Raw genomic sequence first — 23,846 nt, 5'->3', positions numbered from 1 at the left:
CTATTTAAAATTCTTTAAAAAACATGATTTTTAAAACGAAAATTATCTATTAAGATAAAAATATCCTGCTCTTTTCTTTTGTACACCAGAATCAAGAGTGTATTCTAACGTATAATAATAAGTCCCTGACGGAAGACCATCATTTTGAGCAATTACATTTTTATCTTCGGCAATACCAGAGAAAAAATTATGATCACTACCATAATTTTGAGTGTCAAACACTTTGACACCCCATCGGTTAAAAATAGTCACTTTATTTTTAAATTTTTCGATACCTCTAATGACTAAAACATCATTAAACGTATCTCCATTAGGTGATACCGTAGCATATACTGTTATTCCATCTACTGCATTTAGGTCTATTGTATTGGGTTCGAGGTAATCAGGCACGCCATTACCATTACTATCTACAGCATCTTCAGGATTTCCGTCTCCATTAGGATCAGGGTTTTCTTCTACTGTGGGGATATCGTCATTATCATCATCTGCATCTATAATATCAGGAATAGTGTCACCATCAGTATCTTGCAATGTTTCTGGGTCATCACCTATCTCAAATTGATTAAACACTGTATCGCTGTCACAATCTCCATTAGGCAAAGCTGCAGGATTAGGATCACAAGCATCAAAAGGATCGCTCCCCTCAACTTCTTCAATTAAATCTGGCAAACCATCTGCATCACTATCAGTAGTATCTATCAAAACAACCCCGTTTCCTGTATTTCCTGCTATATCATTGACTTGTACATTGATCATATCTCCATTTTCTACGTCTGGAAAAACACCGCTTACAGGAACGTTTTGATTAGTATCAATACTCCATACTCCATCACTATCAGTGATTAAAGTATATGTAGCTTGCGGAGTCGTGTTACTATTAACGCTAATCTGTATCGTAAGTGTCTCATTGGGTTCTCCAAAACCGGTCAGTATAGGTTTTATGATAGGAGAAGTAAAACTATCAGCTTCGGGAGTCGTTATATCTATCGTAACAAACCCTATTCCTGTATTTCCTGCATTATCAGTAGCAGAAATTTTGATGATATCATTGTCAGAAAGATCCGGGAACACACCACTTGCCGGAATAATGGTATTTGTATTTATACTCCAATTACCATCTGTATCTGTAACGGTAGAGTAAGTTGCAATAGGAATAGTATTATTTTCTTCGCTTACCAAAATTGTTATAAGCATATTAGGTTTATCATTACCTACTAGTATGGGAGTAAAATTATTTGTAATAAAACTATCAACCACTGGGTCTGTCATGTCAAGTTCAACTTGTATTGCATCATTATCAGTGAAACTGAATTGATTTACTACTATTCCTGAAATGGTAATTATACCATCATTTAAATTGGTTAGGTCAATGTTTGAAGCTATCCAACTACCATCTGAAGCTACTGAAGTATTAACTATTACACTATTTGAAACCGCATCAGTAAAGGTGAGTGTAATCGGTTGTCCAGCTATAGCTCCCGTTGTAGTTCCTGTAACGCTAATTGTACTTGCTTCTGTGGCATTAATAATATCATCTATCGCTATAGGCTGATTGATCGTGATACTTGTATTACAAATAGTTGTAATAGTATCATCTATATATGCCATATTAGGATTCGTATAACCATCACTTGCACTAGTTACAATTCCATTTGCATCTACAACAACGGGACTAGGGCCTAAGATACCATCATAATCATCGTCTGTAAATCCTGCTTCAGAAGTATCATTACAACGATCCCCATCACTATCTATATTAAGATGGTTAGAAATACCCGTAGTAGTTGCAATAGGTACAAGCCCAGAACCTGCACTTGTAGGAATCCCTATATTTCCGGTATTATCTGTGTTGTCATTATCATCTTGTGCTCTCCCTGAACCAGAAGAAGATAAAATCCCACCTGCTTCTACAGTATCATAGATTCCATCATTATCACTATCAAGGTCTCTGCTATTGATAACCCCATCATTATCATCATCACAATACGGTGGTGTCGTTATAAAATATCCTATCTGATCTCCAGACGATAGCCTGTTTGTGCGAATTGTAATCTGACTTACAATATTATTTCCTTGGCCTTGCAAAGCAATACCTTCTGAGGGATTTACAACACTGGTAGGAGATGTTCTGGTCAACTCTCCTGTATTAGAATCATATGTAAGCAAATTTTCATTATTGTATCTTCTGGCAATAAAATCTCTACTAGTAGCTGTGCCACTAGTAACTTCAAAATTGATTGACCCTGTACGATCATAATCAAATATGATCAATACAATCTCACTTGCAGGTACTGGATTAGAAAAGTTTATTGTAAAAAAATAGTCTCCTGATTTACGTATAAAAGAAGTTGGGTTTACAGTAAACAAATCTCCAATTTCTACATTGGGCAAAGAAAAAGGACGTCGCTCTCCTGTAGAAAAATCCCAAGTAATTGCACTAGTTGTTGGCCCTGTAAAAATACCATCATCTGCATTCGCTTTTACACAAATATCCTCGTCACTATCTTTAATCCCATCATTATCATCATCAAGATCTCTTATATCTATAACACCATCATTATCAACATCCTGAGCATATCCTTTTGATATACAAGTACTGCATAGCCAAATAACAAACCCTAGTAGGGCAAGGGCATATTTTTTACATACATAAGATTCTGTATCATTATTTAATTGCAGAAATCGTTTTGTCATGATATTTGGTTCTCAAATTCTCATTCTTTACAAATTGATAACATAAAATACTAATACCGCAATGGCATCATCTTAAAAAATACAGGGTAGAAATCATATTTTAAAAAAATTATCCTGTGCTATTCAAGACAGGAGTATTTTTTAATACATAACTAATTAGTTGAAATTATATTTTTTGTAGATCCTAAAATTTTATTGCCAAGTTGATTATTTATACTCTATCATACTTGACAACCATTCAAACAAAACTGTTTCTTGTACTGTGATGGCGTATATTTTGTTTCTTTTTTAAAAGCAAGGTTAAAAGATGTTACATTTCCAAAACCACAATCATATGCTATGGTCGCTATTTTTTCAGAAATATAACTAGAATCAACAAGCATCTTTTTTGCTTTTTGAATGCGATAATAATTTACAAATTCAGAAAAATTCTTATCCTCGTTCTCATTAATGACTTGTGATAATTGTCTTGGTGATATTGATAATTTTTTGGCTATTATTTGCAAAGAAATGGTCTGTTGTAAATAAATTTCTTCATTCTCGAATAATAATTTTAAAGAGCTGAGCAATTTTTGTGATTCATCCCTGTCAATAGTAGAACTCCTATATTTTTCGAGCGCAAATACATGTCGTTTTAATAAAAGATAAGAAAACATGTATACCAAAAATGAAAAAGAAATTGCTCCTAAGATATAAAACGGAATAAACCCGAAAAAAATTCCAACATACAAAAACCAAGTAACGCTTACTCCTATCACAATTCTATTATACCATGTTTTCAATTTTACATTACTTGTATTTTTTTGTTGTAATGCATATCGATAACTGATGAAAATGTATACCCCAAAATGTAAAAACACAGAAAAATAGGCTATAGAAGAAAGTACATCTCCCTGATTAGGAATAATGGGGCTGCACAACACATATATTGCAAAGGGAATCAGGTGAATAAACTGTTTTTTGGAAATAGAAAAGTCTTTTTGAAAAAGTGCTTTGCCATACCACCACAAAAAAGGCCCCACTGTTAGAATAGCAGCAATAGCAAGGTTTCTGATACGAGGGTCTAAAGCTATATAATTATGAAAGATAGACTTCCCGATACGTATCGTTAGCCCTAACAAGACCAGTGCCAACAATCTATTAGCAAGACGGTTTCCTTTTTGAAGGGAAAACAAGTATATACACAGAAAAAGTGCTTGAAACACTCCAAGACAACTAAGTACTAATATAAATCCTTTTTGTAGCATAGTAGTCAAAAATATAAAAAAGAACTTTTATACCACTATAAGAAATTCATAATCTAAATCCTCCCAATACCCCTTCTCGATAACTGAGAGAAATCACATAAAAACTACTCTTTGACTTTGTTTTCTTTTAATATTTTTTTCAAATTATCTAATGAAATGCTAAAAACACATTTTTTTACTTAAAATATCGATACATTTAAAGATTAAATTAATTCAATCACGCAACACAATGCATAAATCTATTCTTAAGCTAGGTGTGTTATCACTTATTTTTCTTCTTTGTATTTCTACACTTACTGCACAAAACAAAAAATCAAAAACTACCTCTCCTTTATATTCTGAAACACTTTATGATGCATTAGAATATAGACTAATTGGTCCTTTTCGAGGAGGGCGAAGTGCTGCGGTAACAGGAGTACCCGGCAAGCCTAATTTATTTTACTTTGGAGCTACCGGAGGCGGCGTATGGAAAACTACAGATGGGGGCCGTACATGGGGTAATATTTCTGATGGTTTTTTTGGAGGATCTATCGGTTCGATCACGGTATCCAAAAGTGATCCAAATGTTATCTATGTAGGGGGTGGCGAAAAAACCCTGCGCGGAAATGTCTCTTCTGGTTATGGTGTATGGAAAAGTGTAGATGCAGGCAAAACATGGACAGCCGCAGGATTACCCAAAAGCAGGCATATTCCCAGAATTAGTATTCATCCTGATAATCCGGATATTGCTTATGCTGCCGTACTAGGAAACATCTATAAATCTACAGAAGAACGAGGAGTCTATAAAACTATTGATGGTGGTAAAACATGGAAAAAAGTATTGTTTGCCAACCAAGATGCCGGGGCTGTTGATCTTACTCTCGATCCCAATAACCCCAGAATCTTATATGCTTCTACATGGAATGCCCGAAGAACTCCCTACAGTTTGAGTTCTGGTGGTAAAGGATCTGCATTATGGAAAAGTACCGATAGCGGAAAGACATGGAATGAGATTTCAACAAACAAAGGATTTGCAAAAGATACTCTTGGTATTATTGGAGTAACCGTATCTCCTGTAAATAGTGATCGTGTTTGGGCAATCGTAGAACACAAAGATAAGGGAGGAGTATATCGTAGTGATGATGGTGGCACAACATGGGCTCTTTTGAATAGTGAACGTAGCTTGAGGCAACGTGCATGGTACTATACCAGAATATATGCCGACCCACAAGATATAGACGTAGTCTATGTGGTAAATGTATCATACCACAAAAGTAAAGATGGCGGGAAAAACTTTAGCAGCTATCGTGCCCCTCATGGAGATCATCATGATTTGTGGATCGCACCAGAAAATCCCAAACGTATGGTTATAGGAGACGACGGTGGGGCTCAAATCACATATGATGGTGGCGAGACATGGAGTACGTATCACAATCAACCTACATCACAGTTTTATCGGGTGACAACAGACAATCATTTCCCATATCGTATTTATGCTGCACAACAAGACAATTCAACAATTAGAATTCAACATAGAAGCACAGGTTCATCAATTTCTGAAGAACACTGGGAACGCACTGCGGGTGGAGAATCTGCACATATTGCAGTAGATCCCGAAGATAATGACATCGTTTATGGTGGAAGTTACGATGGCTTTCTTACCCGTGTCAATCATAAAACAGAAACCATTAGGTCTATAAGTGTATGGCCTGATAATCCTATGGGACATGGAGCCGAAGATATGAAATACAGATTTCAATGGAATTTTCCTATCATGTTTTCAAAACATAACCCTAATCGATTATATACGTTCTCTAATCGTGTTCATGTTACCGAAAATGAAGGACAAAGCTGGAAAGTAATCAGCCCCGACCTTACCCGTAATGATTCAGAAAAGCAAAAGTCTTCTGGTGGACCTATTACACAGGATAATACCTCTGTAGAATATTATTGTACCATTTTTGCTGCTGCAGAAAGCCCAATGAAAGAAGGAGTACTATGGGTAGGAAGTGATGATGGATTAGTACATGTAAGTCAAGATGGTGGAAACACATGGAACAATGTAACGCCCAAGGGTATGCCCGAGTGGATGATGATCAATAGTATAGAACCCAGTGCTTTTGATCCGGGCACGTGTTACATTGCAGGAACACGATACAAATCAGGAGATTTTGCTCCTTATCTTTATAAAACCACTGATTACGGTAAGACATGGACAAAAATCACAACTGGAATCGAATCTGAGCATTTTACTCGAGTACTTCGTGAAGATCCAAAGAAAAAAGGGTTACTATACGCAGGTACAGAAACCGGAATGTACATTTCTTTCAATGATGGGAGCACATGGCAGCCTTTTCAATTAAATCTGCCTATCGTACCTATCACTGATCTTACGATAAAAAATAACAATCTCATCGTAGCCACTCAAGGGCGAAGCCTATGGATTATTGATGACTTAACCGTTCTGCATCAATTAAGTGATACCTTCAAATCAAAAGAATATATCCTGTTTCAGCCAAAAGACACCTATCGTATGGCTGGTACGCAAGCCAAAAATACCAAAGCATCAGGTACAAATCATCCCGATGGTGTGATGACGTATTTTTATGTAAAAGATTTTGATGCTAAAAAAGATACCCTTTCGCTAACATACTTCAACACAAAAAATGATACTATAAAATCCTTCAGCACTGCTGCAAAAGAAAAAAAGGATAAAATTGAAGCAAAAAAGGGAGCTAATCTATTTTCTTGGAACCTACGCGGTGATGGAGCAGAAAAATTAAAAGGCATGATCCTATGGTGGGCAAATCTAGATGGGCCAAAAGCTGTTCCCGGAAACTATCAGGTAAGTTTAGGTATCAATGGAAAAGAAGTATCCAAAAAAACATTTAAAATCCTACCAGACCCAAGAGCCGAAGCAACACTAGGACAAATGCAAATGCAATATGATTTTATTACTAGTGTGAATACCGTTGTAGACAGAGCCCATCAATCTATAAAGAAGATTAGAAAGATCAATACACAATTAAAGGCTTTTCAAAAACAATATAAAGATGATACCAGAACGACAGATCTTGTTACAAAAGCAAAAGAGCTACAAGAACAATTTGGTAATATCGAAAAAGCATTGTATCAAACCAAAAATAGAAGTAATCAAGATCCTTTGAATTTTCCGATTAAGCTTACCAATAAACTTGGACACCTTAACTCACTAGTAGGTATGGGTGATTTTGGACCGACAGAACAGGATATCGCGGTAAAAAATGAGTTGACCGCACAAATTGAAAAACAATTAACGGCATTTGATCAATTAATTTCAAAAGAAATCAAAGAATTTAATACTACGTTTAATACCTTGCAACTTAATTATCTTTTTGTAGAAGAATAAATGATCGAATATTACGACTATATAAAATCCCTGCACCTGATCTTTGTGATTACATGGTTCGCAGGGTTATTTTATATTCCGAGGCTGTTTGTGTATCAGATAGAAGCTTTTCAAAAACCTTCTCCCGATAAAGAAATACTAGGAAAACAACTTAAATTAATGGCAAAAAGGCTTTGGTTCATTATTACCTGGCCTTCTGCTATTCTGGCCACCCTATTTGCTATTTGGTTATTGCTATTGATTCCTGATTGGCTAAAACAACCCTGGATGCACGTAAAACTTGGTTTTGTGCTATTACTGTTTGCATACCATTTAAAATCTCATCAGATTTACAAACAATTACAACAAGATATTATTAAGTGGTCCTCTAATCAAATGCGTATTTGGAATGAAGGGTCCACTATTATTTTGTTCTCTGTAATCTTTCTTGTTATTGTGCGCGATGCTGTAAATTGGGTGTATGGGGTGATTGGTATTATTGTACTTTCTATTTTACTCATGCTGGGGATTAAACTATACAAAAGAATAAGAACCAAAAACCCAGATGCTTAATTTTTGAGTTTTAGATCAAAAACATATCATACCAAATTTGACCAATCTATTTTGGTGAGAGAAGCTGTGCCACAAGATGCAGAGCAACTACTAGAACTCAAACTACAATATTTAAAGAACACAAGCACTATTCCTTTATTTGATTATGAATATCCTAATGATATTGTTGAAGAAGAAAAATTAATTAAAAGGTATCAAAGTCAAAACAACAGTCTACTTCTGGTAGCAGCGCATAATAATACTCTTGTGGGAAACATTGACCTCACAGGAAACACCCGCAAAAAAATGCAACATACTGCTGTAATTGGTATGGGAGTGCATACCAACTACCACAATCAAGGAATCGGCACACTATTACTACAGCATGTATTAGACTGGGCGCAAAAAAATGAAATCCTCAGATTAGTTTGGCTAGAAGTATATGCTACTAATACTTCAGGGATCGCATTATACAAAAAAATGGGTTTTAAAGAAACAGGTCACATACAAGGTTTCTTTTTTGAAAATGATAACTATCTAGACAAACTTACGATGACCAAAGCGGTTTCTTAATGATTTACGATAAAAAAACTGCCCTTTTTTAAAAAAGGGCAGTTTTAATTTTTATTGATTGTCAATGAATTCTTACTGACATAATCTATTATTTCTATTACTATACATGCGTCTTACGGCTCTTTTATCAAATCTAGAAACGTCATTTGCATTAAATACGACACTAGGGTTTGATCCAGAAGTCATGATTGAATTAGGGTCACTACCAACCGGTGTCCCAGGGACTGCTGTTCCAAAAAACTCTTGTTCAACATGAAGAAATCCAATGTTATGACCAATTTCATGAGCTAATATATTTCCCCATTCTCTATCCGTTACAGGATCTCCATCGATACTAGGCTCATTAAGGTTTAATAAAATCAAACCTCCTTCTACACCATTACTTGGAAATTCTCCTCGACCCCATCCGCCGATCTCTCCGGGATTAGATAAGCGAACCAAAATATCAGGGTTACTAGTCACAGGAATCAGACGCAGCGTTGTTCTATTGACATTGTTCCACAGATCAATACCTCTCTGAAAGCCTCTTCCTGCAGCATTGTTACCCAAAGCATTCTGAATACGGATGTTTCCTGCCCTATTACAATTAACAATCCCGAAAAAAGCTTGTTTTGAGCTGATCCCTTCTTGAAGGGTTTCTTCGGTAATAAAAATATCACCGTCTACAACATACCCTCCATCTTCAGGTATCACAGATGTTTTATTCATATCAAAACCCATACTTTCTAGCTTTGATAAAACTTCGAGTGGCACACTCTGTTGTGTAATTGCGTTGTCTTGTTGAAGATCATTTTCGGCATCATCAGAACACCGAACCACACTGATTGCTAATAGCATCAGCATAGAAAATTTGAAAATTTTCATAATTAGTATATTTAAGTTGAGCCATAAATTTAACTAAAAATTTTTATAAAAATCAGTTAATCAAATTTATATATATGTGTTTTTTTGTGAAATAGAGGTGCTTATACACAAAAAATGTTAACATTTTCTAGAATTTTGGTTAAAAAAAACGATGTACCTTATCCAAAAAGTAGACATAAAAAAACTGCCTTTTCGAAAAGGCAGTTTTCATTCTTTAGGTTTTTAAGATAAATGGATCTTATCTACACAATCGATTACTATTATTACTATACATACGTTGTACAGCTACTTTATCAAAATTCGAAACATCGTTTGCATTAAATACGACACTAGGGTTTGATCCAGAAGTCATGATTGAATTAGGATCACTACCAAACGGTGTCCCAGGGACTGCTGTTCCAAAAAACTCTTGTTCAACATGAAGAAATCCAATGTTATGACCAATTTCATGAGCTAATATATTTCCCCATTCTCTATCCGTTACAGGGTCTCCATCGATACTAGGCTCATTAAGGTTTAATAAAATCAAACCTCCTTCTACACCATTACTTGGGAATTCTCCTCGACCCCATCCGCCGATCTCTCCGGGATTAGATAGGCGAACCAAAATATCAGGGTTACTAGTTACAGGAATCAAACGCAGGGTTGTTCCATTGACATTGTTCCATAGATTAACACCTCTTTGAAAACCTCTTCCTGCGGCATTGTTACCCAAAGCATTCTGAATACGGATGTTTCCAGCTCTATTACAATTCATAATTGTTATAAAAGCTTGTTTTGAGCTGATCTCTTCTTGAAGGGTTTCTTCGGTAATAAAAATATCACCGTCTACAACATACCCTCCTTCTTCAGGTATTACAGATGTTTTATCCATATCGAAACCCATACTTTCTAACTTTGACAAAACTTCGAGTGGCACACTCTGTTGTGTAATTGCATTGTCTTGTTGAAGATCATTTTCGGCATCATCAGAGCACCGAACTACACTGATTGCCAATAGCATCAGTATAGAAAATTTGAAAATTTTCATAATTAATATATTTAAGTTGAATCATGAAACTAATTATTATTTTTTTCAAAAAGTGTTAATAATTAGCCATTTTTTACATGTATTTTCAAAAAATTAACTTAAGTAAATAAAATTTCATTTCTAGGTTTAGATTTTGATCTTATCACTTTTCCGTATCTTCGCGCCACCTTTTATAACAATTCTATGATCAAATCTATGACTGGTTTTGGGAAGTCCATTTTACAGCTCCCTTCCAAAAAAGTAACAATCGAGGTTAAATCTTTAAACAGCAAAAACCTGGATATAAATGCTAGAATCCCATCGCAATACCGCGAAAAAGAGCTAGAAATGCGAAATACCATCGCCAAAAGTCTAGTGAGAGGTAAAATAGATTTTGGATTGTATGTAGAGATTACAGGTGAAGAAACAACCACCAGAGTCAACGAAGTGATTGTAAAAGAATATATTAAGCAATTAAGCAATGTGCATCAAGCGGATACTACAGAATTGATGAAAATGGCGGTTCGCATGCCTGATGCTTTAAAAACAGAACGAGAAGAGATCAATGAAGAAGAGTTTACTGCTATCAAAAATGAGCTTGACGCTGCATTGGTCGAAATAGAAAACTATAGAGTTGACGAGGGAAAAGCCTTAGAAAAGGATTTCAATATCAGGATCAACAATATAGAAAACTTACTCAAAAAAGTGATTGAAATAGATCCGGAGCGTATAAAAGCAGTGAGAGAACGATTACAAAAAGCCGTTTCAGAATTAAAAGAAGAAGTAGATCAGAACCGTTTTGAACAAGAACTTATCTACTATCTGGAAAAATTTGACATTACAGAAGAAAAAGTTCGATTGTCTAATCATTTAGAATATTTTACAACTACCCTAAACTCTGCCGATTCTAATGGAAAAAAATTAGGTTTTATCAGCCAGGAGATCGGACGAGAGATCAATACTATAGGTAGCAAATCAAATTATGCACCAATGCAACAGTTGGTCGTGCAGATGAAAGATGAGCTTGAAAAAATAAAGGAACAATTACTAAACGTATTGTAAATGAATCAGGGAAAGCTTATTGTACTTTCTGCACCTTCAGGAAGTGGAAAAACGACTTTAGTCAAATACTTGCTTAATCAAGAAGAGTTAAATCTTGGATTCTCTATTTCTGCAGCTTCTCGAGAACCTCGATCAGGAGAAATACATGGTAAAGATTACTATTTCTTATCCCTTAGAGAGTTCAAAGACAAAATCAAGTCAGACGAGTTTCTTGAGTGGGAAGAAGTCTACCGTGATAACTTCTACGGTACGTTGAAAACAGAAGTACAACGACTATGGGATAATGGTAAACATGTAATTTTTGATATTGATGTTGTTGGAGGTCTGGATATCAAAAGAATTTATCCTGATCGCACACTTGCCGTATTTGTAAAGCCACCGAGTATCGAGGAGTTAAAGATACGTCTCAAAAAACGCAAGACAGAGTCTGAAGACAAAATCAATATGCGCGTAGCCAAAGCTTCTACAGAAATGGCTACTGCACCACAATTTGATGCTATTGTTACTAATGACGACCTTGAAAAAGCAAAACAAGAAGTATATCAACTCGTTAGAAAGTTTCTTTTAGGATAAAAACATGTATAAAGAAACGGCAATCCTAAAGTCCTTAAGATCAAAAATCAGTTTTTCATGAAAAAAGTTGGATTGTATTTTGGAACCTTTAACCCCATTCATATAGGGCACCTTGCCATAGCAAATCATATGGCAGAGTTTTCTGATCTCGATGCGCTTTGGATGGTCGTAACACCACATAATCCACACAAAAAAAAGAGTTCTTTACTAGATAACCATCATCGCTATGAGATGGTATATCGTGCTACGCAACAATATCCAAGATTACAACCCAGTGATATCGAATTTAAGCTAAAACAACCCAATTATACAGTAGACACCCTAGCCTACTTGCAAGAAAAATACCCTGAATATACGTTTAGTCTGATTATGGGAGAGGATAACTTAAAAAGTTTTCATAAGTGGAAAAATTATGAGGTGATTCTAGAACATCATGATATTTATGTATATCCACGTATTGCAGAGGGTGAGATCAAAACTCAATTTAGCAATCATCCTAACATCCATAGCATTGATGCTCCTATTATGGAAATCTCATCAACATTTATCCGAAAAGCTATTGCAAATCACAAAAACATAAGGCCGCTACTACCAGAAGCCGTTTGGGAATATATTGATGAAATGAATTTTTATAAATAAAAATATCATTTTCCTTGTTTTTGATTTTAGATACACAGCAGTATTATTGATCTACTTTGTCTTCGGGCAGTTTAATAGTATTCTCCTTTGGGATACGCTTTTTGAGTAATAAGATTTGCCCTAAGTGGCTAGACTGATGCTCCATTACATGAAACCAGTTGTAGTGATAATTACTATACGCCGCATCAGATGCTCCTTGTGTAAGCCAATCGTCATTACGTTTTTTGAGTTCTTCTAATGTTTTTTTCCTTACCTCTTTATATTGGTTGAGATAATAGTCTACATCATGACCTTTTATTTGTGCTCGGGCATCTTCTCCCAATGAAAGTGCTACACCCCATTTTTTCTTTTCTTCTTCATTAAACCCTCTATTCTCAAAAGTATAGGCTTGATAATATACTTCTGTCGCAGCTAGATGCATAAGTAGCGCCCCTATTCTGTTTGCTTTTTCATCCATAAGATGATCAAGTTCTCTTTGATCGAGGTTTTGTACAACTCTTTCTACTCGTTTGCTCAGATTGTTCAACATAGAGACTAGTGTACCGATTTGGGGGGTATATTCTTGTGATGCGTTGATATAGCGTGTAGAATCTTTTTTTACATTTTTACCTGTAATAAGTAGTCCATATTTCCCCTCTGTCTTGTCTTTTGTAGATTGATAGGTAAACCCTTTGATTCTTACTGTTCTATCTTTACGTATTCCTCTAAGCCAATTGGGTACTTCGTCTTGATTGATAACTTGTTCCTCAAATCCCGGGTTTTTAATTTCTAATGGTTCATAAATGCCTTGTTCATTTTTAGTAAAAAACTTAACATTATCAAAATAAAAATCCCCGTTAAGTACGCAGATCCCTCCAAAATTAACTGTAGAAGCATTTTGATCCATAGACCCCTCTATTGTATATGTTTTCCATTCAGAAGAAGTTATAGGCCTATCATTCATATTGTCAAAAAAACCAGACTCTCCATTTGTATTGTCTACACGTACCCATAAACCGGCATTACCTTTATCATCTTGCGCTACTACTTTTACATCTGCCTGTAGTTTAAAATCTACTTTTTTATCTGTTTTCACAGGGATGATCTGCACAAATGAGGTCCATTCTCTTTCTATAGGACGTGTTGTCTTTTGTGCATATACAGATATACTCAAAACAAGTATAGAGATTAGGCTTATAATTTTAGTAGAGTGTGTTGGTGTCATTTATATTATGTTTATATGTTTGCCAAGAGGCGAAAAAAATTATTTTGATTTTGAAATTTGTTCTGCCATAAGTAAAGCATTATAAGCGTTTACAATTTTTCCTGATTTAGAAAGCTCAGAAAAAGGAACTAGTTTTTTACTCCCATCTTCTTGTTTGATCTCTACATCAATATCATAAGAAACTCCAGATTTCATAAGGATATCTTTAACTTCAAATGCACTTAAATCAGGGTGATGTGATCGTATCAATGCGGCTACTCCGGATACTATAGCTGTTGAATATGAGCTTCCACTAGCTATGCCATATTGGTTTTTAGGCTTAAGAGCCTTTACCTTATATCCAGGTGCGAAAAGATCTACATTATTTTTTCCATAGTTAGAAGAGTTATTTTTTAATTTACTATTTAAAAAAAATGTACTAGCTCCTACAGTTATTACATTTTGAACAAATTCTTTACCATTTTTCCCAATTTGATCTTTAGGAAACCAATCACTTTTATCTATATTAAGATTATCATTCCCAGCCGCTTTCACTATAAGAACATTTTTAGATTCTGCGTATTTAATTGCTCTTTCTACCCAATTTTGATTCAAAGAAAAGCTTTTTCCTTGACTTAAATTTATAATTTTTGCCCCATTGTCTACAGCATATTTGATTGCTAATGATAAGTCTTTATCAGTATAATCTCCAATTGCTGTGAAGTATAAGGGCATAATCTTTACATTATTGGTAACACCCTTAAGCCCTATTTTATTAGTTCTATCTGCCGCAATCATACCAGACATAGCGGTAGAATGCTTAAGTTTGTTTATATTTTGAGATAAGTAAGGGCTTCCATATTTCTTATCTGTAATATCATCTTGATCATCATTAATTCTTATCCTAGTATCGTAATTAATATTCATACAAAACTCTAGAATACTATCCTTTTCTCTTATTAATTTATTAAAATAATCATCATCAAAGTTTTTTTTGATTGCATGATTTAGAATCTTGGTGTTTTTTATAATTATTGAATCTGATGTTTTAATTTTATCTAACTTCTCAATAGTAATTATTGTATCTGACAAAAATTCTGAAACTATTTTGAAAGCCCTTTGTCTTATTGTTTTATACTTATGATATTTACTAATTGAATTTTTAGTTTCTTTTATAATAGATCTATATGAGGAGTCAGCTTTCTTAAATAATTCATATTTTTCTTTATCCTTTTTACTGATCACATCAAGAGCCTCAAAGTAATTGTTATATTTTGACAAAATACGAGTTTCTTCCATTTGTACATATGTCAAAGAATTTCCTTTAGCATTACTTACAAAATTCCATCCATTTATATCATCTATATAACCATTACCATCATCATCAATATTATTGTTTGGTATTTCATCTTTATTAATCCATATATTATTAATTAAATCTTCGTGATTAATATCTGGATCAGTGTCCAAAACAGCTACAATAATTTCTTCTCCTCTTCTATTCTTGATTATTTTATTATAAGCTTTGTTTAAACTAATACCAGGAATTGTATCGTTGATAATGTCTTTGTATTGCCAATTTTTTTGTTGCTCTTCTGATAGGGCTATTGCCTTGGGTATGATGCTATCAATTTCTACAAACTGCCTTTCTTCTGTTTTTTTACAACTAGTAAAAATGATAATAACCAATAGTAGTATAAAACTGTTTTTCATCAGAAAAATTTACTTTGAATTTGCAACTTGTTCTGCCATGAGTAAGGCATTGTAGGCATTTACAATTTTCCCTGATTTAGAAAGTTTAGAAAAAGGAACTAGTTTTTCACTTCCATCTTCTTGTATAATCTCTACATCGATATCATAAGAAACTCCAGATTTCATAAGGATATCTTTAACTTCAAATGCACTTAGATCAGGATGGTACGATCGTATCAATGCAGCTACTCCGGATACTATAGGAGCCGAAAGTGATGTGCCATTAATAGGCCTATATATATTGCCATGTGATGTACTATAAACCTTGTATCCGGGCGCAAAAAGATCAATATGTTTTTTACTATAATTACTAAAATAAGCTTTGAGCGTTTTGTCTAGACTATATGTTGATGCCCCTACTTTGATTAAATTATTAGAAATCTCCTCACCAGTCTTCGAGTAATCATTTGGATAGTGAGTATTTTCTAGATTGATCTCTATATTATCATTTCCTGCAGAACATACGATAAGAACATCTTTGGACTCTGCATATACAATCGCATCATCTACCCAACTTCTGTTTAGAGATAATGGTTTTCCAAAACTCATATTAATGATTTTTGCACCATTGTCTGCTGCATATCGAATAGCCAGAGCAATATCTTTATCATGTTCATCACCACCGGATGAAGCTACGCATAGAGACATGATTTTTACATGATCCAAAATACCATTTATACCCTTATCGTTATGGCGATCTGCAGCAATAGCACCTGCAACTCCAATAGCGTGTTGAAATGGTATGTCATCATTCCAAACCTTAGGATTACCATATTTGATATCGTTTATATTTTCTGGATCATCGCCGATCAACGTTCGTTCATTATGCTCATAACGTAGCGATTTTGACATTACAGCATCAAAGGATTTTTTATAGTTATGAATCCGTTTTTGTGTTAAGTTATACTTTTTATAATTCACCATATAGTAAATTAACTTAGATACAACCGTATCTTTTTTATATACAGTATATAAACTATCCAGCTCATTCAGCGTGTAGTCTTGTTTTGGATAAATTTTTTGTAACGTTGCTAAAGACTCAGGATAGGTATTTACCAAAAAGTCGCCATATTTTTGGTTTTGCAGCCCCTTTTTTAATTCTTTTTCTCTAAGATGTTGTGCTTTTTTGTATAGTGCATAAGCTTCAGAAAGTTCAGTTGGTATTTGGTCAGGCTTTTTATCGCTAAAAACTGAATCATACTTTCTAATAATACGCATAGATTCAAAATTAGAATAGAATACATCTTCTCCTTTTTTATTACCCAAAAAATTCCATCCGTTCATATCGTCTATATACCCATTGTTGTCATCATCAATATTGTTATCAGGTATTTCTTTGGGGTTTATCCAGATATGTTTAGATATATCTTCGTGATTAATATCCAGCTTTGTATCTATTACAGCAATAATAATAGGAGCTCCTTTTTTGTCCTTTATAATTTCTGTATACGCTTTATCAAGACTAATACCTGGTATTGTATCGTCGATAATATCCTTGTATTGCCAATTTTTTTGTTGTTCTTCTGATAGGGCTATTGTTTTGGGTATGATGTTATCAATGGCTACAAACTGCTTTTCTTCTGTTTGTGTACAACTAGCAAAAATGATACTAGTAAATAGTAGTATAAAACTATTTTTCATTAGGCTGATATTCTGGATGCCCGGTTTGCCAAAACGCAAAAGATAAAGCTTCAGCGATGCTTTCAAATTGTGAAGTTTTGGTAAACTGTAAACCATGACCGGCATCAAACTCTGTTTTAAGTAAAATAGGATTATTCGAAGTATTTGCTTCTTGCAATCTTGCTGCGAATTTCATAGAATGCCATTGTGGGACTCGGGTGTCATTTGCACCAGTAGTAAGCAATGTAGCCGGATATTCAGTATTATCCTTGACATGGTGATACGAATCCATTGCCAAAAGTCCTTTAAAACCAATAGAATCTTTTATACTCCCAAATTCTTTTGCTGTATTAGCTCCATTAACACCGCTTTCTATTCTTATAGTATTGAGTATACCTCTATCAATGATTACTGCATTGTAGAGATCAGGACGTTCGGTCATTGCTCTACCTATCACAACCCCTCCTGCGCTTCCACTCCAGATGGCGACCTTACCCTTAGACGTATATTTATTATTGATTAAATACTCTGTACAGGCTATAAAATCTTTCCAACTGTTCGGTTTTGTTGTCTTGTGCCCACCTTTGTGCCAATCATCTCCTTTTTCGCCACCGCCTCTCACATGTGCTACTGCATAGATTGCTCCTTCTCGAGCACAAAATAAGAATGGATAATAAGAGTTAGGTACCATAGATACACCATAAGCGCCATAAGCTCTCATGACTACAGGGGTGCTCCCATTTTTTTGAGTTCCTTTTTTGTATACCAGAGATAGTGGAACTTCTGCACCATCATGAGAGGTTACTGTTACCTCTTCTACAACAAGATCAGCAAAATCATCAATAAACTTATCCGGAAATACATTAAAGTTTTCTAGCGTTTCTGTATCAAAATTAAATAGGTGTTGCTCAATATCGCTTAACCACCCTTTGGTTACTACTAATATATCTTCTCCTTTTCTATACAATTTGATATCACCATATGGTTTTGGTAATTTAATTTCTTTTTCTACTCCTTTATTTATATAGTATAATTTGGTAGCAACACCATTAATTCCCGTAGAAAATAATAGTCCTCTTTTGGTTGACATAAAGTATTTGATCACCTCCTCTTCCTTTTCATCTGCTATTACTTTAGGGTTCTCAAAATCGGGGGTGATTATAGAGGTCTTACAAATTTTATAATTAGGACTATTATTTGCGGTCATGTAGATTATGCTATCATTATCTATATGATAACTTTTTATTCTATCTTCTTTTTTAAAGAGAGGTTTCCAGTTTTGTTTTTTCTGATCAAGTTCCTCTTTGGTAATATAATAGGCATCAGTAAAAGGAGTAGCTCCGCCTACTATACCCAAAATATAATCTGTATTGGGGTGATCTACGTATATCATAGGAAAATCCTCTGATCGCATACCAATCTCAGGATTATTTTCTTTAGAAAAAGATGTTGTTGTTTTAGGGTTTTTGCCAATGGTATAGACAACAGAGGAGCTGTCATGACTGGCATTACGATTTTTTGTATTTGCGTTTGGCAAATACGAATAGATAATAGAAGAATTATCAAAGAGCCACTGTATACCAGCAATAGAAGTAGGTTTACAATGATCTATAATGTCGGGATATATCTTTTTACTGCTTACTTCTTGTACAATAATTTTTGAATATTCATTTTCATCATGATTAATGCTTATTGCTATTTTACTACCATCCCAACTAGGTTTGATATAATTAATCTGGTTTTTTGTGTTTAGTTCCGGTTGAAAGTCTTTGGGGTCAAATAATTCTATCTCTTTATCGTTGATTCCTTTTTTATAATAGAGTTTGGCTACATCTTCATTAGCTTTTCTTTTTAGATAAAAAATAAAACCATTATCAGCAACTTGTAATCGCCTAATTTTAAAATTTCTTTTTTGATCATACGCTTCTAATTTATCAATAATATGTTGTCGATGGTGTAACTTTTGTAGTGTAGTAATAGTCTCTTTGTTTTGTTGCTTAATCCAATCAATTACAGTGGTATCTTCTACACGTTCTAGATGTCGATATGAATCAGTTATAGTTTGCCCATGATATACATCAGAAACAGCATCTTTTTTAGGTTGAGTACAACTAGCAAAAATGATACTAGCAAATAGTAGTAGAAAGCTTTTTTTCATTAGAAAAAATTATTCGTTAGGCTGATATTCTGGATGCCCGGTTTGTGAAAGAGCAAAAACTATTATCTCTCCTATTTTAATATTCATTTTTCTTTTAGAACTTTCATATCCATGTCCAGACTCAAAATCTACTGAAAATAATATAGGTTTTTTAGAACTACTATATTCCCTTAAACGAGCTACAAATTTCATTGATTGCCAAGATGCTACCCTAGAATCATTAAGACCAGTAGTAACTAAAAACGAAGGATATGAAGTATTCTTTTGCAAACTTTGATAACTATCCATGGCAAGAAGAGACTCAAATTCTTTTGGATTCTTAACTGTTCCAAATTCCTTTGCATTATTTTTACCATTAGGAGCAAATTCTGATCTTAGTGTGTTTAGCATTCCTGAAGTTATTACAGCAGCAGAGAATAAACTAGGCTCTTCTAAAACAGCTTTTCCAACAGCAATACCTCCCGCGCTTGCACCCCATGCTACTGTTTTTGAAGATTTTGTATACTTATATTCTTGAAGGTATTTTACACAACTAATTAAATCTTTCCAACTATTAGCTTTATTTAATTTTAACCCTTCAGTGTACCATTCATATCCTTTTTCTCCTCCTCCTCTTACATGTGCTACAGCGTATACCCCACCTTCATCAATCCAATTTGAAATTAGAGCAGTTGATCTTGGGTTAATACTTCTTCCATAAGCTCCATATGCTGTTATGAATAATGGATGATTACCATTTTTTTTAAAACCTCTTTTATAGATTATTGATAAAGGTATATCTTTTTTATCATGAGATTGAACTAATATTTCTTCAACAACTATATCATCTTTGTTATTTTTTTCTGAATTTGATTTAGAATTCTCTAGTATAAAAGAATTACTTATTACATCGTAAAAATATTTTTTTGAATTGATAGTCCATCCTTGAAGAGTTACCCACAAATCACTTTCTATTGGACTTTTCGTTTGTAGTTTAATATTACCCGCTCCTATTGGAAGTTCTATCGATTTTAAATTTCCATTATTTTTAAGTAACATTAAATTCGCCTCTACTCCATTTTTAACTTTTACAAAGTAAATACCATCTTTAGTTATAGCAAAATCTGTAATTATTTCATTAGTATATTCAGGGACAAGAACCTCTGGTTTCTCAAAATTAGGATTATTTATTAAAGTTCTACATATTTTAAAATTTGAAGCATTTTTAGCAGTTAGAAATATCAATTCATCTTTAAACAAGAAAAACCTTCTTACCTTATCTGAAACTTTAAATAAAGGTCTCCAATCATTTTTCTTTTTCGATATAGATTCTAATGACGAAATATACGCATTTCTATATTTTGCTACTCCTGCAACTGTTCCTACAATATGTTTATTTTCAACAAAATCGAAGTATAATAAAGGAAAGTCTTCTTCCTTAAATGATACATCAGGATTATTTTCTTTTGAAAAAAGCACTGTCTTTTCCTGTTTGTTTTCAATATTGAAGTAAATCGCTTCTGTATTGAACAGATAGTCCTCTTTATTTTTGTCCGTTACAGGGACATGAGTATAATATATTCCATCACAATTGGCATTCCATTTAATACCTCCTAAAGCACTTGGCCATGATTTTTTATTGGTTTTGAATATTATTTCTTTGGATTCTACATCTATTACTATAATATCTGAAAATTCTGTGTCATTTTCTGTAACTCCTATTGCTATTTTCTCACCATCTAAGCATGGACTAATATGATTAATTTTGTATTTAACTCCATCATCAATTCTATAAGATGATGGATCAAAAATCAAAACTTCCTTACCATCTTTACCATTCTTATAAAATAACTCTGAAAAATTATTTTCAGACTTTGTTTTTAAATAGAAATATTTGTTGTTTGAAGTTATTCTAGTAGAAGATATCTGATCTCCTTTCTTGTCGTAAGAATTCAAAATTTTCTCCAAAACCTTATCGGTTGATTCAATATTTTTAAAATAATTACTAGTAACTTCATTGTTTTCTTTTATCCAATCAACAATAAAATTATTGTCTAAATTCTTCTCTAAATATCTATAAGGATCACTAACCTTTTTACCAAAGTATTCTTCTGTCAATTCTTGCTTTTGTAAAGGTTTTATAATTTCTTGAGAATTAGATTGAAAGATAGATATGAAAAAAATTATTAAAGACAAGTATTTCAAAATAGAAAGATTTTTATGTTGATTTTATGTTGATTTTACATCTCGATCAATTTGAATTGATCGAGATGTAAATATTTAAACAAAATTTATTAACCCGTTATACTTATACCACCTTCTCCAGTTCCATCATCTGAAATTATAGCACTTCCTCCTTTAATGACATAAAGATTGTTTAACTTAGAGATTTGAAGTTTTTTGAAACTAAGTTTTTTTTCTTGTTTTACTTTTGCTTTTTTTTTCATTTCAATTCATATTTAGACGTTGGTTTCAAATGTATAATAAGTAATAAAAGAGGGCAATTATTTTTTATTTTAATAGTCTATATTTATAAATAAACATGCTTAAGTTTTTGTAAACAAGCATTTTATATTTTTCTGCTTTTCTGTATATTATTAATAAAATAAGATGGATATAAACCTGTTTTTTTATAAAAAGCTTTGGAAAATGCCTCTTGCGATTTAAAACCAACTTCATTAGCAATAGCTTTAATCGTGTAAGATCTGAATTTTTTATCTTCTTTAATCCTATCAATACTATATTGTATTCTTAAATCACTAATATATTTTGAAAAATTTTTTTTCTCTTGAGAATTTATCACAAATGATAAATAAGAAGTATTAGTCTTTAAAGTAGTAGCTAATTCTTTTAATGAAATATTCTTAGATAAATATTTTTTTTCTGTTTCAAATTTTCTTAAACCTTCTAAAATACTTTCAACAATCTCTTCTGGAATAGAATCTTGTTTTTTTATTTGAACTAGTTTTTTTGTTTGATTTTTTGGACTTGACTGGTCCTTCATCAATTGATTAAATCGAGTTTGATAAATCTTTTTCTTTTTGTAAAAAAAGTAAATTAAAAACAATAAGCTTATAATAGCCATGCTTGTGAAAAAAAGAAAATAGGAATATTGTTTTTTGCCCTCACCTAATTTTTTTATTAAATTTTCTTTTTCGTGAATTAAATTTCTATTCTCATAATTTCTAGCAATATCCTTATTTATATTCTGAAATTTTAAGTCCAAAATACTATCAAGCCTAATTAACTTATTCATAAAAATCAGTTGTTGTTCATGATTTTTATTATCTCTATAAAGTTTTACGAGAGCTTCATACGCTATTTTAGTTTCTTTAATTGTTTCTGGATAATTAGCATACATTGAGTCAATTTTAAGAAGATAATTTTCATATTGTTGATTATTACCTCTATCTCTTTCTATTCGACAGATAATTAAGTATATTGAAGCTAATCTTGCTTTTCTATTTTTAGTTAGATTGGCACTTTTCTTAAGACTGTCTAATGCCATATCAACCCTTCCTGACAATTGTAAAGTTGATCCATAACAAGCTAAAAAAACGGGATACATATATTGATTTTCTGTCTGAAGAGATTCTTTGATTCCTCTTTTATTAATAATCTCTGCAGAGTCGAGGTTCCTTTTTATATTATATATATTTGCCAACCTAAATAATGATTTCAAATACTGCCTTTTCTCTTCTGGACTTTCAATATCTTTCTTATCAAAATATTTAATATTAGACCTAAATATTTCTAATGCTTCTTCTCTTTGCTTTGTAACATTTTTTAGATTGCCAATATGGTGTTTTATTACTACCTGTTGAAAGTGATTGTTTTCCTCAACAGCTATTTTCTGAGCATCTAGTAATTTAGATAGCGATTTATTATATTCAGCTAAAAAATAAAATTGAATTCCCTTTTGAATGTTTCCTTTAATAAGTAATTCCTTGTTTTTAGATTTTTTACCATAAAAAATAATACTATCAGCATATTTTAGTGATTTCTTTTCACTAGAAGCTTCTGAAAGGTAAAGAAAACCATTTGCAATTTTAATACTGTTTTTTTCTTTTTTAGCCAGATTCAAATAAGCATTAGCATAAACCCTTGCTGCTTCTAAATCATTTCCACTATTATAATATCGTTTTTCGAGATAATTATAACTTTTGTTTTTCAAAGAATCTTTTTCAACACTCTTAAAAATCAAAGCTGATTCGTACAAAGGTTTTGAATTAACTATATTAGTAAATAGTATAAAAATAACTAAATAAGTTAATGTAATTTTTTTTTCTCCCTTCACTTTATACAACTTTAGGTGTTTACATATTATTATAAATCAAAACTTCACGTAAGCTTTTGTCTATCAAATTATTATTGATTAAATAATAGTCAACAATTTATAAAATAACAGATGTCAATTTATAAATCATCATTGTAACAACTTGTTTTAAAGATTGTTGCACTCTTACATTTGTCCTATCAAAAAATGAAAATTTTATTTAAACCTAAAAAGCACTTATTAAACAAACCGCTATAGTAGTGTAAGCAAACAATCTTTAAAGTTTTGATTGATTAATGAATTAAAGTGAGTAAAGATA

At 32.9% G+C, this 23,846-nt stretch carries 17 protein-coding genes; 6 read left to right on the top strand and 11 right to left on the bottom strand.

The window, feature by feature from the left end:
* Nucleotides 1-42: 42 nt before the first annotated feature.
* Together FHK87_RS10455 and FHK87_RS10450 are read right to left on the bottom strand one after the other, a co-directional pair.
* The gene (locus FHK87_RS10455; protein ID WP_140592623.1) at nucleotides 43-2,694 is read right to left on the bottom strand and encodes a T9SS type B sorting domain-containing protein; all 2,652 of its coding nucleotides are present in this window, start codon (nucleotides 2,692-2,694) and stop codon (nucleotides 43-45) included.
* Nucleotides 2,695-2,915: 221 nt separating this feature from the next.
* Nucleotides 2,916-3,941 (bottom strand): helix-turn-helix domain-containing protein, encoded by a 1,026-nt coding sequence (locus FHK87_RS10450; RefSeq protein WP_140592622.1) that lies wholly within the window; start codon nucleotides 3,939-3,941, stop codon nucleotides 2,916-2,918.
* Nucleotides 3,942-4,170: 229 nt separating this feature from the next.
* On the opposite strand from FHK87_RS10450, the gene FHK87_RS10445 reads away from it, so the two are divergent.
* Genes FHK87_RS10445 through FHK87_RS10435 form a run of 3 tightly spaced genes read left to right on the top strand, consistent with a single transcriptional unit; the run spans nucleotide 4,171 to nucleotide 8,412 of the window.
* Nucleotides 4,171-7,308, top strand: a complete 3,138-nt coding sequence (locus FHK87_RS10445) for a WD40/YVTN/BNR-like repeat-containing protein (protein WP_140592621.1) — start codon at nucleotides 4,171-4,173, stop codon at nucleotides 7,306-7,308.
* Nucleotides 7,309-7,860, top strand: coding sequence for a CopD family protein (locus tag FHK87_RS10440; RefSeq protein ID WP_226294182.1), 552 nt, complete (start codon nucleotides 7,309-7,311; stop codon nucleotides 7,858-7,860).
* Between the two features lie 3 nt (nucleotides 7,861-7,863).
* Nucleotides 7,864-8,412 carry a GNAT family N-acetyltransferase gene (locus tag FHK87_RS10435; RefSeq protein ID WP_140592620.1) on the top strand — a complete coding sequence of 183 codons (549 nt, stop codon included), beginning with the start codon at nucleotides 7,864-7,866 and terminating at the stop codon, nucleotides 8,410-8,412.
* Nucleotides 8,413-8,484: 72 nt separating this feature from the next.
* On the opposite strand, the gene FHK87_RS10430 is transcribed toward FHK87_RS10435, so the two are convergent.
* Both FHK87_RS10430 and FHK87_RS10425 read right to left on the bottom strand, forming a co-directional pair.
* The gene (locus FHK87_RS10430) at nucleotides 8,485-9,276 is read right to left on the bottom strand and encodes a zinc metalloprotease (RefSeq protein WP_140592619.1); all 792 of its coding nucleotides are present in this window, start codon (nucleotides 9,274-9,276) and stop codon (nucleotides 8,485-8,487) included.
* A 238-nt stretch (nucleotides 9,277-9,514) separates the two neighbouring features.
* Nucleotides 9,515-10,306 carry a zinc metalloprotease gene (locus FHK87_RS10425; RefSeq protein WP_140592618.1) on the bottom strand — a complete coding sequence of 264 codons (792 nt, stop codon included), beginning with the start codon at nucleotides 10,304-10,306 and terminating at the stop codon, nucleotides 9,515-9,517.
* 183 nt (nucleotides 10,307-10,489) lie between these two features.
* Here FHK87_RS10425 and FHK87_RS10420 point away from each other — a divergent pair, with 183 nt between their 5' ends.
* The 3 genes from FHK87_RS10420 to nadD are packed head-to-tail and all read left to right on the top strand — an operon-like array spanning nucleotide 10,490 to nucleotide 12,559.
* Complete coding sequence (locus tag FHK87_RS10420) at nucleotides 10,490-11,347, top strand: YicC/YloC family endoribonuclease (protein WP_140592617.1); 858 nt, start codon at nucleotides 10,490-10,492, stop codon at nucleotides 11,345-11,347.
* Complete coding sequence (gene gmk / locus FHK87_RS10415) at nucleotides 11,348-11,920, top strand: guanylate kinase (protein ID WP_140592616.1); 573 nt, start codon at nucleotides 11,348-11,350, stop codon at nucleotides 11,918-11,920. It begins immediately after the preceding gene.
* 57 nt (nucleotides 11,921-11,977) lie between these two features.
* Entirely contained in the window at nucleotides 11,978-12,559 is a 582-nt protein-coding gene (nadD, locus tag FHK87_RS10410) for a nicotinate (nicotinamide) nucleotide adenylyltransferase (protein ID WP_140592615.1), read from the top strand.
* 43 nt (nucleotides 12,560-12,602) lie between these two features.
* On the opposite strand, the gene FHK87_RS10405 is transcribed toward nadD, so the two are convergent.
* The 7 genes from FHK87_RS10405 to FHK87_RS10380 form a co-directional block, all read right to left on the bottom strand.
* Nucleotides 12,603-13,763, bottom strand: a complete 1,161-nt coding sequence (locus tag FHK87_RS10405) for a mycothiol transferase (RefSeq protein ID WP_140592614.1) — start codon at nucleotides 13,761-13,763, stop codon at nucleotides 12,603-12,605.
* 39 nt (nucleotides 13,764-13,802) lie between these two features.
* Entirely contained in the window at nucleotides 13,803-15,455 is a 1,653-nt protein-coding gene (locus tag FHK87_RS10400) for a S8 family serine peptidase (RefSeq protein ID WP_140592613.1), read from the bottom strand.
* 9 nt (nucleotides 15,456-15,464) lie between these two features.
* Nucleotides 15,465-17,135, bottom strand: a complete 1,671-nt coding sequence (locus FHK87_RS10395) for a S8 family serine peptidase (RefSeq protein ID WP_226294181.1) — start codon at nucleotides 17,133-17,135, stop codon at nucleotides 15,465-15,467.
* Nucleotides 17,125-19,272 carry a prolyl oligopeptidase family serine peptidase gene (locus FHK87_RS10390; protein WP_140592611.1) on the bottom strand — a complete coding sequence of 716 codons (2,148 nt, stop codon included), beginning with the start codon at nucleotides 19,270-19,272 and terminating at the stop codon, nucleotides 17,125-17,127. The genes FHK87_RS10395 and FHK87_RS10390 overlap by 11 nt, the downstream gene beginning before the upstream one ends.
* A gap of 9 nt (nucleotides 19,273-19,281) precedes the next feature.
* Complete coding sequence (locus tag FHK87_RS10385; protein WP_226294180.1) at nucleotides 19,282-21,447, bottom strand: prolyl oligopeptidase family serine peptidase; 2,166 nt, start codon at nucleotides 21,445-21,447, stop codon at nucleotides 19,282-19,284.
* 98 nt (nucleotides 21,448-21,545) lie between these two features.
* Nucleotides 21,546-21,698 (bottom strand): hypothetical protein, encoded by a 153-nt coding sequence (locus tag FHK87_RS26190; protein WP_226294179.1) that lies wholly within the window; start codon nucleotides 21,696-21,698, stop codon nucleotides 21,546-21,548.
* 122 nt (nucleotides 21,699-21,820) lie between these two features.
* Nucleotides 21,821-23,548 (bottom strand): helix-turn-helix domain-containing protein, encoded by a 1,728-nt coding sequence (locus tag FHK87_RS10380; RefSeq protein WP_140592609.1) that lies wholly within the window; start codon nucleotides 23,546-23,548, stop codon nucleotides 21,821-21,823.
* Nucleotides 23,549-23,846 lie beyond the last annotated feature (298 nt).

Source organism: Aquimarina algicola (genome assembly GCF_006443095.1).
GTDB classification, from domain to species: Bacteria; Bacteroidota; Bacteroidia; order Flavobacteriales; family Flavobacteriaceae; genus Aquimarina; species Aquimarina algicola.
This window is presented reverse-complemented; position numbering and strand designations above follow the sequence as displayed.

Excerpts from the sequence above, each read along its gene's own strand:
- FHK87_RS10430 (WP_140592619.1), bottom strand. The coding sequence starts at position 9,276 with ATGAAAATTTTCAAATTTTCTATGCTGATGCTATTAGCAATCAGTGTG.
- FHK87_RS10400 (WP_140592613.1), bottom strand. The coding sequence starts at position 15,455 with ATGAAAAACAGTTTTATACTACTATTGGTTATTATCATTTTTACTAGT.
- FHK87_RS10425 (WP_140592618.1), bottom strand. The coding sequence starts at position 10,306 with ATGAAAATTTTCAAATTTTCTATACTGATGCTATTGGCAATCAGTGTA.
- FHK87_RS26190 (WP_226294179.1), bottom strand. The coding sequence starts at position 21,698 with ATGAAAAAAAAAGCAAAAGTAAAACAAGAAAAAAAACTTAGTTTCAAA.
- FHK87_RS10445 (WP_140592621.1), top strand. The coding sequence starts at position 4,171 with ATGCATAAATCTATTCTTAAGCTAGGTGTGTTATCACTTATTTTTCTT.
- FHK87_RS10440 (WP_226294182.1), top strand. The coding sequence starts at position 7,309 with ATGATCGAATATTACGACTATATAAAATCCCTGCACCTGATCTTTGTG.
- FHK87_RS10395 (WP_226294181.1), bottom strand. The coding sequence starts at position 17,135 with ATGAAAAATAGTTTTATACTACTATTTACTAGTATCATTTTTGCTAGT.
- FHK87_RS10455 (WP_140592623.1), bottom strand. The coding sequence starts at position 2,694 with ATGACAAAACGATTTCTGCAATTAAATAATGATACAGAATCTTATGTA.
- gmk (WP_140592616.1), top strand. The coding sequence starts at position 11,348 with ATGAATCAGGGAAAGCTTATTGTACTTTCTGCACCTTCAGGAAGTGGA.
- FHK87_RS10390 (WP_140592611.1), bottom strand. The coding sequence starts at position 19,272 with ATGAAAAAAAGCTTTCTACTACTATTTGCTAGTATCATTTTTGCTAGT.
- FHK87_RS10405 (WP_140592614.1), bottom strand. The coding sequence starts at position 13,763 with ATGACACCAACACACTCTACTAAAATTATAAGCCTAATCTCTATACTT.
- FHK87_RS10420 (WP_140592617.1), top strand. The coding sequence starts at position 10,490 with ATGATCAAATCTATGACTGGTTTTGGGAAGTCCATTTTACAGCTCCCT.
- nadD (WP_140592615.1), top strand. The coding sequence starts at position 11,978 with ATGAAAAAAGTTGGATTGTATTTTGGAACCTTTAACCCCATTCATATA.
- FHK87_RS10450 (WP_140592622.1), bottom strand. The coding sequence starts at position 3,941 with ATGCTACAAAAAGGATTTATATTAGTACTTAGTTGTCTTGGAGTGTTT.